The following is a 13,449-nucleotide window of genomic DNA, read 5'->3' as shown; positions in this document are numbered from 1 at the left end:
CCACCCACATCGGAGCCGAATCTCTTGGAAGTCTCATTCAGCAAGGAAGTAGAAATGCTGCGTCTCGGCGCAGGCGATACCTTCCACGGCGAGGGCATCCTCGCCATCACCAAGGGCCTGCTGCAGTCGGGCGTGGCCTACGTGGGCGGCTACCAGGGCGCGCCCGTGTCGCACCTGCTCGACGTCATGGTGCAGGGCAAGGCCTACATGGACGAACTGGGCGTGCACGTCGAGGCGTGTTCCAACGAAGCCTCGGCCGCGGCGATGCTCGGCGCCTCCATCCACTACCCGTTGCGCGGCGCGGTGACCTGGAAGTCGATCGTCGGCACCAACGTGGCGGCCGATGCGCTGTCGAACCTCTCGTCGCCCGGCGTGACCGGCGGCGTGCTGATCGTCGTGGGCGAGGACTACGGCGAAGGCGCCAGCGTGATCCAGGAGCGCACGCATGCGTACGCGCTCAAGTCGAGCATGTGCCTCGTCGATCCGCGGCCCGAGCTCGGCACGATGGTGCGCATGGTCGAAGAGGGCTTTCGCCTTTCCGAAACCTCGAACATGCCCTGCCTCATGGAGCTGCGCATCCGCACCTGCCACGTGCGCGGCAGCTTCGCCTGCAAGGACAACGTGGCGCCCGCCGTTTCCACGCGCGCGCTGATGACCGAGCCCGCGGGCTTCGACTACATGCGTCTCGCGCACCCGCCCGTCACCTTCCGCCACGAGAAGCTCAAGGGCGACGCGCGCATCCCGGCGGCGCGGCGCTACATCGTCGAGCACGGGCTCAACGAGCTGATGCCGGGCGAGCGCCATGCGGACCTGGGCATCGTGGTGCAGGGCGGGCTCTACAACGCGTTGATCCGCAGCCTGCAGCAGCAGGGCCTGGCCGATGCGTTCGGCGAGACCGACATCCCGATCCTCGTGCTCAACGTGACCTACCCGCTGGTGCCCGAGCAGGTGGCCGACTTCTGCGTGGGAAAGCGCGCGGTGCTGGTGGTGGAAGAAGGCCAGCCCGAGTACATCGAGCAGGACATCGCGACGCTCCTGCGCCGGCGCGACATCCAGACGCCGCTGCACGGCAAGGACATGCTGCCCGCGGCCGGCGAGTACGGCGTGGAGGTGCTCTCGGGCGGCATCGGCGCCTTCGCCGCGAAGTACATCGAAGCGGGCGAAGCATTGTCGTCGGCGCAGGCGTGGCTCGCGGGCAACCGCGAACGCCGCGAAGCCGTCGCGCGCCAGCTCACCGCGCCGCTGCCCAACCGCCCGCCGAGTTTTTGCATCGGCTGTCCCGAGCGCCCGGTGTTCTCCGCGCTCAAGCTCGCGCAGCAGGAGACCGGCCCCGTGCACATCGCGGCGGACATCGGCTGCCATGCCTTCGGCACCTTCGAGCCGTTCTCGATGGGCCACTCGATCCTGGGCTACGGCATGAGCCTGGCGAGCCGCGCGGGCGTCGCCCCGATGATGAACCGCCGCACGCTCTCGATCATGGGCGACGGCGGCTTCTGGCACAACGGTCTGCTCACCGGCGTGCAGAGCGCGCTCTTCAACGACGACGACGCGGTGTTGCTGATCTTCAAGAACGGCTACACCTCGGCCACGGGCACGCAGGACATCATCTCCACGCCCGACGAAGAAACGAAGGAGCGCGCCGTCGACAAGCAGCAGAGCCTGGTCGACAAGAACCAGACCATCGAGGCCACGCTCACCGGCCTGGGCGTGAAGTGGATGCGCACTGTGACCACCTACGACGTGGAGCGCATGCGCCGGACGCTGACCGAGGCGCTCACCAGCGACTTCAACGGCCTGAAGGTGGTGATCGCCGAGGGCGAGTGCCAGCTGGAGCGCCAGCGCCGCATCAAGCCGTGGATCGCAGGCCTCCTCAAGAAAGGCGAGCGCGTGGTGCGCGTGAAATACGGCGTCGATGAAGACGTGTGCAACGGCGACCATGCGTGCATCCGCCTCTCGGGCTGCCCCACGCTCACGCTCAAGGACAACCCCGATCCGCTGAAGGTCGACCCGGTCGCCACCGTGATCGACGGCTGCGTGGGCTGTGGCCTGTGCGGCGCGAACGCGCATGCGGCCACGCTGTGCCCGAGCTTCTATCGCGCCGAGGTGGTGCAGAACCCGAAGTGGCACGAACGCCTCGTGCATTCGCTGCGCGGCGCGGTCGTTCGCGCGTTGCAACCCGCATGAGCCACCTGAGCCACATGAACCGCGCCATGGAACAGAACCGCCCCCTCACCCTCCTCGTCTGCGCCCTCGGCGGCGAAGGCGGCGGCGTGCTCACCGAATGGCTGGTGGACATCGCGCGCCACGCCGGCTACGCCGCGCAGAGCACCTCGATCCCCGGCGTCGCGCAGCGCACCGGCGCCACCACCTACTACATCGAGGTGTTCCCCGTGCCGCTCGCGCAGCTGGCCGGCAGGCGTCCGGTGTTCAGCCTGAGCCCGGTGCCGGGTGCGCTCGATGCGATCGTGTCCTCGGAACTGCTCGAGACCGCACGGCAGATCGGCAACGGCATGAGCGCGCCGTTGCGCACGCTGGTCATCAGCTCGTCGGCGCGCATCTTCACCACCGCCGAGCGCATGGAGCCCGGCGACGGGCGCGCCGATGCGCAGCGCCTGGTCGATGTGGTGAAAGCCTTCAGCCGCGAGCACCATGTGTTCGACATGAACGCCATCGCGCGCGACAGCGGCACGGTGGTGAGTGCGGTGATGCTCGGCGCCATCGCGGGCAGCGGCCTCTTCCCGTTCCCGCGCGAAGCCTACGAGCACGTGGTGCGCGGCGGCGACACGAGCGCGCCCGAGAAGCTCAACAAGATGGCCGCCGCCAGCCTGCGCGGCTTCGCGGCTGCGTTCGATGCCGTGAGCGCGCCGCGCACGCAAGCCGCGTTCGTCAACAGCGTGATGGCCGGCGACACCGCCGATGCGCCGCCGCCCGCGCGCGCGTTGCCCGACGAACTGGCGCGCCGCTTTCCGCCCGCGGTGCACGACATGCTCGCGCTCGGCCACGCGCGCGTGCTCGACTACCAGGACACCGCCTACGCGGCGCTGTACGCCGACCGGTTGGCCCAGGTGCTCGATGCCGAGCGCGCGGCCGACCCGGCCGGCGCGCACGGCTTCGCCATCACCCGCGAGGCCGCGCGCTGGCTCGCGCTGTGGATGGCGTTCGACGACATCGTGCGCGTGGCCGCGCTCAAGGGGCGCGCGAGCCGCGCGCAGCGTGTGCGGCAGGAAGTGCGCGCCACCGACGAAGACATCGTGAAGGTCTACGACCACTTCAAGCCCGGCGCCGCCGAGTTCGCCGCGCTGCTGCCGCCCGCGCTGTCGCGCCGCGTGACCGCGTGGGACCGCGGCCGGCAGGCGCGCGGACTCGCGCCGTGGGCGCTGCCGCTGAAGGTGGGCAGCCATTCGGTGTTCGGCATGGCGTCGCTGCGGCTCCTGTCTTCACTGCGTTGGCTGCGCCGCCGAGGCAGCCGCTTCGCCGAGGAACAGGCGCTGATCGAACGCTGGCTCGCTGCGGTGGAGCGCGGCACGCGCGAAGCCTGGGCGCTGGGCCACGAACTCGCACTGTGCGGCCGCCTCATCAAGGGCTACGGCAGCACCAACGAACGCGGCAAGGAGAACCTGCTGCACGTGACCGACCATCTCGCAGCGCAGCCCGGCCAGGCGCCGGCCGTGCGCGCGCAATCCATCGAAGCGGCACGCACTGCGGCATTGGCCGACGACGCCGGCCGCGCGCTCGATGCCGCGCTGGTCGCGCACGGCGCGCCCGCGCGCCCGGTCAAGGCCCAGCCCATCCGCTGGATGAAGCGCAAGCCCAACAGCGGCGCCTGAAGCGAGGAGCAACACGATGGCACTGCTCAACGTCGAAGACCACCGCCGTCGCGCGCGCCGGCTGCTGCCGCGCCTGGTGTTCGACTATGTCGACGGCGGCGCCGAGGACGAACGCTGCCTGCAGCGCAACCGCGATGCGCTCGAGCAGCTGCCGCTGATTCCCGAGTGCCTGCGCGACACCAGCGCGATGGACATCGGCATCGAGCTCTTCGGTCGCCGCTGGCGCGCGCCCTTCGCGGTCGCGCCCATCGGCCTCGCCGGCCTCGTGCGCCCGGGCGCCGATGCGCTGCTGGCCGGTGCCGCGCAATCCGCGGGCGTGCCTTTCATTCTCTCGACCGCATCGAACGTGCGCATCGAGGACGTGCGCGCGGCCGCGCCCGAGGCGGCGCTGTGGATGCAGCTCTATGTGATGGGCGAGCGCGCCATCGCCGAGCGCATCGTGAAGCGGGCCCGGGCGGCCGGCTTCGAGGCGTTGGTGCTCACGGTCGATGTGCCTGTGAGCGGCCTGCGGGAGCGGGACCTGCGCCACGGTTTCCGCGTGCCGATGCGCCTCACGCCCGGCACGCTGTTGGACATGGCGCGCCATCCCACGTGGCTGGCGCGGCTCGCTGGCAGCGGCATGCCGTTGTTCGCGAACCTGCTGCCGGACGACGACGACGCGCCGATGTCCGCGCAGACGCAGGCCGCGCTGCTCTCGCGCACCATGGACCGCACGCTCACCTGGGACAGCATCGCCTGGCTGCGCAGGCTCTGGGACGGGCCGCTCCTCATCAAGGGCCTGCTCGGCGCAGAGGACGCCAGGCGCGCCCTGCACCACGGCGCGGACGGCATCGTGGTCTCGAACCACGGCGGGCGCCAGCTCGATGCGGCGCCGGCCACCATCGGCGCCTTGCCGGCCATCCTGGACGCGGTCGAGGGCCGCATTCCCGTGCTGGTGGATGGCGGCATGCGGCGCGGCAGCGACATCGTGAAGGCGCTCGCGCTCGGCGCGCGCGCCGCGCTCGTGGGCCGCGCGCCGGTCTACGGCCTCGCGTGCGACGGCGGGCGCGGCGCGCTCTCGGTGCTGCAGCTGCTCGCGCAGGAAACCGAACGCACGATGACGCTCGTCGGCGTCAGGCGGGTGAGCGAGCTCGGCCGGCACCACGTCGGCCTGCCCGCGCCACCGCACCCCCAGGAAACCCCGCGCGGGAAAGCCTCCATTTACCCGGTGCACGCCGCTGCCTAGGCTGACCGGACTCGACGATTTCACACAGACCATAAAGAAGGAGACCATGAAAACCACCGTCCGCCATCCCCATCGCCACCGCTCGCCCCTCGCACTGCTGGCGGCCTGCGCCGCGCTCGTGCTCGGCACGCCCGCCGTGCAGGCGCAGGACAAGCCCGTGCAGCTCAAGCTCTCCAGCTGGGTGCCCGCGCAGCATCCGCTCAACCCCGCGCTGCAGGCGTGGGCCGACGACATCAAGAAGGAATCGAACGGCACCCTCACCGCGATCCTTTTTCCGTCGGAGCAACTGGGCAAGGCCTTCGACCACTACGACATGGCGCGCGACGGCATCGCTGACTTCTCGTACGTGAACCCGGGCTACCAGCCGGGGCGCTTTCCGGTGATGGCGGGTGCGTCGCTGCCGTTCCTCTTCGCCAACGGCAAGGAGGGCTCGGCCGCCATCGACGCCTGGTACCGCAACTACGCGGCCAAGGAGATGAAGGATGTGAAGTACTGCTTCGCGTTCGTGCACGACCCCGGCACTTTCCACTCGCGCAAGAAGATCACGCTGCCCACCGACATCAAGGGCATGAAGGTGCGCCCGGCCACGAGCACCGTGGGCCAGCTGATCACTTCGCTGGGCGGTACCAACGTGCAGGCCTCGGCGCCCGAGTCGCGCGACATGCTGGAGCGCGGCGTGGCCGATGCCATCACCTTCCCGTGGGGATCGATCGGCCTCTTCGGCATCGACAAGGTGGTGAAGTACCACATGGATGCGCCGCTGTACGTCACGCCCTTCGTGTGGGTGATGAACAAGGGCAAGTACGACGCGATGTCGGCGGGCCAGAAGAAGGTGATCGACGACCACTGCACCAGCGAGTGGGCGCAGAAGGTGGCCGGGCCCTGGGCCGACTTCGAGTTCGGCGGCCGCGCGAAGATCGCCGCGCAGCCGGGCCACGAGGTCTACAAGCTCACGCCCGAGCAACTCGATGCGTGGCGCAAGGCCGCCGCGCCGTCGGAAGCGCAATGGGCCGAGAGCGTGAAGAAGGTGGGCGAAGACCCGAAGGCCGTGATGGATGCGCTGAAAGGCAGCCTCACGAAATACAAGTCGGCGCTCTGAGCGATGGCAGCCCGGTCCGCCAGCTACATGGACCGCGCGATCAACACGATCGAATGGCTCGCCGCCATCTTCGTGGGGATCGTCGCGCTCAACATCTTCGTGGCCGTGGTGCTGCGCAAGTTCTTCGACACCTCGATCCCCGACGCCTACGACTTCGGCCGCATGCTGCTGGGCATCCTGATCTTCTGGGGCATCGCGGCCACCAGCTACCGGGGCGGCCACATCACGGTGGACCTGGTGTGGACGGCGGCGGGCCCGCGCATGAAGCGCGTGATCGACGTGTTCGCCACGCTCGTTCTCCTGTTCGTGGTGGCGGTGCAGACCGCGATGCTGTTTGACAAGGTGCGCAGCACCTACGTGGACAACGTGCTGACCTACGACATGAACATCCCCACCTGGCCGTTCTATGCAGTCGCGTGGGCGGGCGACGTGTGCGCCGTGCTGCTGATCGCGATCCGCACGTACCGGCTGATCTTCCATCCCGAGCAGCTCGAAGAAATCCACGCTGAACAGAAAGCCGACGAATGAGCCCCGACGCAGTTGCCATCCTGGGCTTCGTCGCCCTCTTCGTGCTGATGCTGTTGCGCGTGCCGGTCGGCATGGCGATGGGCTTGGTCGGCGTCACCGGCTACAGCTACCTCGTGGGCCCCGGGCCCGCGCTGAAGCTGGTGGGCCAGACCTCGATGCGCACCGTGACCGACTACACCTTCGGCGTGATCCCGATGTTCATGCTGATGGGCGCGCTGGTGTCGGTCTCGGGCGTGAGCCGCGAGCTCTTCAAGGCCGCCAACTCGATGATCGGCCACCTGCGCGGGGGCCTGGGCGTCGCCACCGTGGTGGCCTGCGGCGGGTTCGCGGCGATCTGCGGCTCGTCGGTGGCCACGGCCGCCACGTTCTCGGCGGTGGCGTATCCGGAGATGCGGCGCTTCAACTATCCGCAGTCGTTCTCCACCGGCGTGATCGCAGCGGGCGGCACGCTGGGCGCGATCTTGCCGCCCTCGACCGTGCTCGCGGTCTACGCGATCCTCACGCAGCAGGACATCGGCAAGCTCTTCATGGCGGGCATCGTGCCGGGCATTCTGGCGATGGCGATGTACGTGCTGACGATCGCGATCATCGTGAAGCTGCGGCCCGACTGGCTGCCCGGCGGCGAGGTGAAGCCCTGGTCGGAACGCTTCAAGGACCTGCGCAACGTGTGGGCGCCGTTGGTGCTTTTCGTGTTCGTGATCGGCGGGCTCTACGGCGGCTTCTTCACGCCCACCGAGGCGGGCGGCGTGGGCGCGAGCGGCGCGTTCATCCTCGGGCTCGTCAGGCGCAAGCTCGACGGCCCGAAGATCCGCGAGGCGCTGCTCTCGGCCACGCGCACGGCGGCGGCGGTGTTCACGGTGCTGATCGGCGCGCTGCTCTTCGGCTACTTCCTCACCATCACGCAGAGCCCGCAGAAGCTCACCGAATTCCTCACGGGCCTCGGGATCGGGCGCTACGGCGTGCTCGCGCTCATCATGCTGATGTACCTGGTGCTCGGCTGTCTCATGGACGCGATGGCGATGATCATCCTCACGGTGCCCATCATCTTCCCGGTGATCGTGCACCTGGGGTTCGACCCCATCTGGTTCGGCGTGATCATCGTGATGACGGTGGAGCTCGGGCTCATCCATCCACCGGTGGGGATGAACGTCTTCGTCATCAAGAGCGTGGTGAAGGACGTGAGCTTCACCACCATCTTCAAGGGCGTGCTGCCGTTCATCGTGACGGACATCGTGCGCCTGGTGATCCTGATCGCGTTCCCGGTCATCGCGCTGTGGCTGCCGACGAGAATGGGCTGATGAAGAACGAAGCGATGAACACAGGCAAAGAGATCACCTACACCGCGCGCGTCGAGTTCGGCGACTGCGACCCGGCCGGCATCGTCTGGTTTCCCAACTTCTTCCGCTGGATCGATGCGGCCTCGCGGCATTTCTTCGTCGGCTGCGGCGTGCCGCGGTGGGAAGAGACGGCGCGGACGCTCGGCGTGATCGGCACGCCGCTGGTCGATACGCACACGCGCTTCGTGAAGTCCGCGAGCTACGGCGACACGCTCGACATCGCGGTGCGCATCACCGAGTGGCGCGACAAGAGCTTCGTGCAGACCTACCGCGTGACGCGCGGCGACGAGTTGATCCTCGAATGCGAAGAAGTGCGGATCTTCGCGGCGAAGCGCGAAGGCGGGGGTATCCGCGCGGTGCCGATTCCGGCGGACATTCGCGCGCTGTGCGAATAGCCGGTCAGACGGCTTGGGCCTGAAGCTTCGCGAGCAGGCCCTCGACGCCGCGATCGATCAGGTCGAAAGCTTCGACGAAGGCCTCCCGGCCGCCGTACCAGGGGTCGGGCACATCGCCTTCGTCCGCTTCGGAAAACTCGGTGAGCAGGTGCACCTTGTGGGCGGTGCCCGCGGGCGCGAGACGGCGCAGCGCGGCGCAGTGGTGCGCCGTCATGCCGACGATCCAGTCGAAGCGCTCGAAGTCGCTCGCGCGGACCTGGCGCGCGCAGTGCGCGTGCATCTGGATGCCGCGCCGGCGCGCCTCGGCGATCGAACGCGGATCGGGCGGGTTGCCGCGCTCCTCGTCGGAGATTGCGGCGCTGTCGACGTCGATCGCCACGTTTGCGAGGCGCGCCTTGTGAAGCAGCAATGTGTGGGCGGTGGGGGAGCGGCAGATATTGCCGGTGCAGATGAACAGGACGGCAGGTTTCGTCATCGGAATGAAAGACTGTTGAAAGGTTGCGGAATGGGTCGACGCCAAATCGCAACAATGAGGCGATAACGACCCTGCTCGCAGTGCAGGACTTGGCCCAAATGGTTGACGCTCATTGTGACGCGGTGCAACAATCCCGCATCTTCATTTCGGAGCCCCGTGCGTGGACAGTGCCAGTTGGATCAGTGACAAGACAACGCGTGCCTCGGCAGGCGTGACACATCCGGCCCTCTAGCGCAGGCTCTCTCGCGCTGTGGCCGCCGTGCACGCAGCGTGACCCGTTCGCCATTCAGGCCAGCGGTTCTCCCCTTCCGAATTTCGTCGTTCCGCGTCACTGACTTTTTCAGTCAGCTTGCGTGTCCGTGCGCGAGGCCCTTCAGCGCGAAGGAGCCTTGTCATGCGTCAATTTCAAACTCGTCAACAGCAGCAACAGCAGCCGCCGATGCAGGCCCCCGTCCGCCCGTCGGCGCACGAGCCTGCGCGTGCGCCGACGGCGCAGGACGTCGAGAACGAAATGCTCGACCGCGCCGCCGCGCTCTGGACCACGCGGCGCATCCGCAGCTTCTTCCTGCTGCTCGAGCAGCCGCCCCGCGCAGCGCACCGCTGACGCGCCCGCAAGACCGCACCGCACCGCAAAAACGCAAGGAGGCCACCATGGACCCGGACCCTCGCTCGCGCCTTAGCGCGCCGCCTTCATTGAACCCATCGATTGCATCCAACCCACGCAGCGCCGCGCTGCGGAGGACGCCTGCCGGCTGAGTGAAGCGGGAGGTTCTTCCTTCGCGGGCGCCGCACCCGAAGGAGAACCTCCCATGACCCGCGAACGCCTGCGGCGTGTCGCGCGAACGGCCACGAACGGCCGCCTCGACGCACCCCGCTTCCATCCCCGACGCCCCTTTCATTCACCGCTGCCGTTGCAGCTTTGGGCCGCATACCTCTGCGGCTTTGCGGCAACGCAGACGCATGCCGCCGGCGGCCATCATTCGGTGGACGACGCCGCGATCCTCGACGGGGACCAGTGCCAGGTCGAGACCTGGTCCGACCGCCACGCGCGCACCTCGCAAGGCCTGCTGCACATCGGCCCGGCCTGCCGCATCGGCGCGGTCGAACTCGGCCTGAACCTCGAGCGCGAGCACGGCGGCGAAGGCCGCACCGTGCGCGCCGGTCCGCAGGTGAAGTGGGCCTTCGAGATCGACGACCGCCTGAGCGCCGGCGTGCTCGCCACGGCCGGATGGCAGAGCGACGCACACGCCACCGCGTTGCGTTTCGCCAGCAGCAGCGTCGTGATCCCAGTGACCTGGCAGATCGACGACAGCTGGCGCGCGCACATCAACGTGGGTCGCGATTTCCACCGCGTGCAACCGCGCACCAGCCATTCGGGCGCGGCCATCGAATGGTCCGCCCTGCCCTCTGTCTCGTTCGTCGCCGAGCGCTTCCGCGAAGGCGGCGGCAACGCATGGCGCGCCGGCATGCGCTGGACGCCGGTGCAGGCGCTGAGCGTGGACCTGAGCCGCGCACGCGGCCTGCGCGCCGACGCACCCGCGTGGTGGACGCTGGGCTTCACCTGGGCCTTCGTGCGCTGACCTGATTTCCCCAAGGAGAAAACAACATGAAAAACGTCCTGAAGTCCTTCTTCGAGAGCTTCCTTCGCAGCCGCCACATGCTGCATCACTTCGAGCGCTGGCAGACCCTGCTGGGGTCGAAGCCCGTCGGCGTGACATCGGTCGCCATGCCACCCGACATCGCGAAGGCACTGGCCGCCGCATCGCGCACCGATGCGGGCGAGATGCTCGTGAAGCTCGACAGCTCGCCGCAAGGCCTGAGCGAAGGCCACGCCCAGGTGCTGCGCAAGCGCCTGGGCAGCAACGAGGTTCGCCACGAGCAGCCGCTGCCGTGGTGGACGCACCTGTGGCAGTGCTACCGCAATCCGTTCAACCTGCTGCTCACGGTGCTGGCGCTGGTCTCGTACGTGACCGAGGACATGAAGGCCACGCTCGTGATCGGCAGCATGGTGGTGCTGTCGACGGTGCTGCGCTTCCTGCAGGAGTCGCGCTCCAACAAGGCGGCCGAGCGCCTCAAAGCCATGGTGAGCAACACCGCCACGGTGCTGCGGCCCGCGCCGGGACGCAGGGCGGGCGCGGCGGGCGACGAAGGCTTCGACACCACGCATGCGGGCACGGTGCGCGTGGAGGTACCGATGCGCGACCTCGTGCCGGGCGACGTGTTCGCGCTCTCGGCCGGCGACATGATCCCGGCCGATGCGCGCCTGCTCACGGCGAAAGATCTCTTCATCAGCCAGTCCGCGCTGACGGGCGAGGCGATGCCGGTCGAGAAGTTTCCCATCGACCGCGGCGCCCACGAGGCCGGCGTGCTCGAGCGCGAGAACCTGCTCTTCATGGGCACCAACGTGATCAGCGGCACCGCGACCGCGCTCATCGTGCACACCGGCGACCGCACCTTCTTCGGCGCCCTCGCGCAGCGCGTGACGGCCACCGACCACGGCACCAGCGCCTTCCAGGCGGGCATCAATCGCGTGAGCTGGGTGCTGATCCGCTTCATGCTGGTGATGGCGCCGCTGGTGCTGGTGATCAACGGCGTGGCCAAGGGCGACTGGTGGGAGGCGGCGCTGTTCGCGCTGTCGATCGCGGTGGGCCTCACGCCCGAGATGCTGCCGATGATCGTGACGGCCACGCTCGCCAAGGGCGCGGTCGTGATGTCGCGCCAGAAGGTGATCGTCAAGCGCCTCGAGGCGATCCACAACTTCGGCGCGATGGACGTTCTCTGCACCGACAAGACCGGCACGCTGACGCAGGATCGCATCGTGCTGGAGCGCCACACCAACGCGTGGGGCGAGGGTTCGAACCACGTGCTGCAGCTGGCGTACCTCAACAGCTTTCACCAGACGGGTTTGAAGAACCTGCTCGACAAGGCCGTGCTGAACCACGCCGAGATGCAACCCGAGACGCGCCTGCAGACGGCTTACCGCAAGATCGACGAAGTGCCCTTCGACTTCTCGCGCCGCCGCATGTCGGTGGTGGTGGAGAACGGCGGCAGCGAGCACCTGCTGATCTGCAAGGGCGCGCTGGAAGAGATCCTGTCGGTGTGCACGTCGGTCGAGCGCGGTGCCGAGGTGCTGGCACTCGATGCCGAACTGCTCGCGCGCATCCATCGCGTGGCGTCGGAGTTGAACAAGCAGGGGCTGCGCGTGGTGGCCGTGGCGAGCCGAACCTTCGGTGCAGATGCACGCAAGCCGGCGTACAGCGTGACCGACGAATCGGGCCTTACGCTGCTGGGCTATGTGGCCTTTCTCGATCCGCCGAAGGAATCGACCGCGCCCGCACTGCGCGCGCTGGCCGAGCACGGCGTCGCGGTGAAGGTGCTCACGGGCGACAACGAACTGGTCACCCGCAAGGTCTGCGGCGACGTGGGCATCGAGGCCGGCCACATCGTGCTGGGCCGCGAGATCGAGGACCTGCGCGACGATGAATTGCGCGCGCTGGTCGAGCAGCACCACGTGTTCGCCAAGCTCACGCCCGCGCACAAGGAGCGCATCGTGCACGCGCTGCATGCCAACGGGCACGTGGTCGGCTTCATGGGCGACGGCATCAACGACGCACCGGCGCTGCGCGCGGCCGACATCGGCATCTCGGTGGACGGCGCGGTGGACGTGGCCAAGGAGTCGGCCGACATCATCCTGCTGGAGAAGAGCCTGATGGTGCTGGAGCAAGGCGTGGTCGAGGGCCGCCGCACCTTCGCCAACATGCTCAAGTACATCAAGCTCACCGCGAGCTCGAACTTCGGCAACGTGTTCTCGGTGCTGGTGGCGAGCGCGTTCCTGCCCTTCCTGCCGATGCTGCCGCTCCATCTGCTGGTGCAGAACCTGCTGTACGACGTGTCGCAGATCGCGATTCCGTTCGACAACGTGGACGAGGAATTCCTCAAGTCGCCGCAGCGCTGGAACCCGGCGGACCTGGGGCGCTTCATGGTGTTCTTCGGGCCGCTGAGCTCGGTGTTCGACATCCTGACCTACACCGTGATGTGGTTCGTGTTCGCGGCCAACACGGTGGAACACCAGACGCTGTTCCAGTCGGGCTGGTTCATCGAGGGGCTGCTGTCGCAGACGCTGATCGTGCACCTGATCCGCACCCGCAAGATCCCGTTCATGCAAAGCCGCGCGGCCTGGCCGCTGCTGGCGATGGGTGCGGCGATCGCGGCTGTCGGCATCTGGCTTCCGATGGGGCCGCTCGCGCACTACTTCAAGCTGCAGGCGCTGCCGCTGGCTTACTTCCCGTGGCTGGTGGCGATGCTGGTGGGGTATGCGGTGCTGACGCAGACGGTCAAAGGCTGGTACGCGCGGCGGTATGGGTGGCAGTGAGGGTCACGCGCTGCTGTTCAGGGCGTGTGCACAGGCCACCGGGTGCTCCCCTCCGCGAATGTCCCCCGGCCTGCGGCCTCCTCCTTGATTTCGCTGCGGGGAGCACCCGGTGCCCTGCGCACATGGGCACGCTCTGGGTGAACCGCGATCAACGACCGCTCTGAAAGCGCTCCCGCCGATGGTGGGCTCTG

Annotated in this window: 11 protein-coding genes; 10 read left to right on the top strand and 1 reads right to left on the bottom strand. The window is 68.3% G+C overall.

From position 1 onward, the window contains the following. Window positions 1-24: 24 nt before the first annotated feature. From JC881_RS16770 to JC881_RS16740, 7 genes are read left to right on the top strand one after another with little or no spacing between them, the layout of a single operon-like run. Window positions 25-2,184 carry a thiamine pyrophosphate-dependent enzyme gene (locus JC881_RS16770; protein ID WP_198786833.1) on the top strand — a complete coding sequence of 720 codons (2,160 nt, stop codon included), beginning with the start codon at window positions 25-27 and terminating at the stop codon, window positions 2,182-2,184. Between the two features lie 26 nt (window positions 2,185-2,210). Next, window positions 2,211-3,827, top strand: coding sequence for an indolepyruvate oxidoreductase subunit beta family protein (locus JC881_RS16765; RefSeq protein WP_198786832.1), 1,617 nt, complete (start codon window positions 2,211-2,213; stop codon window positions 3,825-3,827). A gap of 16 nt (window positions 3,828-3,843) precedes the next feature. Then, window positions 3,844-5,052, top strand: coding sequence for an alpha-hydroxy acid oxidase (locus tag JC881_RS16760; RefSeq protein WP_198786831.1), 1,209 nt, complete (start codon window positions 3,844-3,846; stop codon window positions 5,050-5,052). Between the two features lie 46 nt (window positions 5,053-5,098). Continuing rightward, window positions 5,099-6,151 carry a TRAP transporter substrate-binding protein gene (locus tag JC881_RS16755; RefSeq protein WP_198786830.1) on the top strand — a complete coding sequence of 351 codons (1,053 nt, stop codon included), beginning with the start codon at window positions 5,099-5,101 and terminating at the stop codon, window positions 6,149-6,151. 3 nt (window positions 6,152-6,154) lie between these two features. Further along, on the top strand, window positions 6,155-6,679 hold the full coding sequence (locus JC881_RS16750) for a TRAP transporter small permease (RefSeq protein WP_233101841.1): 525 nt from the start codon (window positions 6,155-6,157) through the stop codon (window positions 6,677-6,679). Beyond that, window positions 6,676-7,977: a TRAP transporter large permease gene (locus JC881_RS16745; protein ID WP_198786829.1), complete on the top strand. Its 1,302-nt coding sequence runs from the start codon at window positions 6,676-6,678 to the stop codon at window positions 7,975-7,977. Before JC881_RS16750 ends, JC881_RS16745 begins: the two co-directional genes overlap by 4 nt. Before the next feature lie 14 nt (window positions 7,978-7,991). Next, a complete protein-coding gene (locus tag JC881_RS16740) occupies window positions 7,992-8,411 on the top strand; it encodes an acyl-CoA thioesterase (RefSeq protein WP_198786828.1) in 420 nt (139 codons plus the stop codon). A 4-nt stretch (window positions 8,412-8,415) separates the two neighbouring features. Here the strand turns inward: JC881_RS16740 and JC881_RS16735 are convergent, their stop codons facing one another. Continuing rightward, window positions 8,416-8,886, bottom strand: coding sequence for a low molecular weight protein-tyrosine-phosphatase (locus JC881_RS16735; RefSeq protein ID WP_198786827.1), 471 nt, complete (start codon window positions 8,884-8,886; stop codon window positions 8,416-8,418). Window positions 8,887-9,280: 394 nt separating this feature from the next. Between JC881_RS16735 and JC881_RS16730 the strand changes: the two genes are divergently transcribed. The 3 genes from JC881_RS16730 (at window position 9,281) to mgtA (ending at window position 13,258) form a co-directional block, all read left to right on the top strand. Next, window positions 9,281-9,490, top strand: a complete 210-nt coding sequence (locus JC881_RS16730) for a hypothetical protein (RefSeq protein WP_198786826.1) — start codon at window positions 9,281-9,283, stop codon at window positions 9,488-9,490. 205 nt (window positions 9,491-9,695) lie between these two features. Then, complete coding sequence (locus JC881_RS16725; RefSeq protein ID WP_198786825.1) at window positions 9,696-10,466, top strand: hypothetical protein; 771 nt, start codon at window positions 9,696-9,698, stop codon at window positions 10,464-10,466. Between the two features lie 26 nt (window positions 10,467-10,492). Next, window positions 10,493-13,258, top strand: a complete 2,766-nt coding sequence (gene mgtA / locus JC881_RS16720; protein ID WP_198786824.1) for a magnesium-translocating P-type ATPase — start codon at window positions 10,493-10,495, stop codon at window positions 13,256-13,258. Window positions 13,259-13,449 lie beyond the last annotated feature (191 nt).

This window comes from Variovorax sp. IB41 (assembly GCF_016405905.1).
Classification (GTDB): domain Bacteria; phylum Pseudomonadota; class Gammaproteobacteria; order Burkholderiales; family Burkholderiaceae_C; genus Variovorax.
Note: the sequence above shows the minus strand (reverse complement) of the source record. Positions and strands in the feature narration are given on the sequence as shown.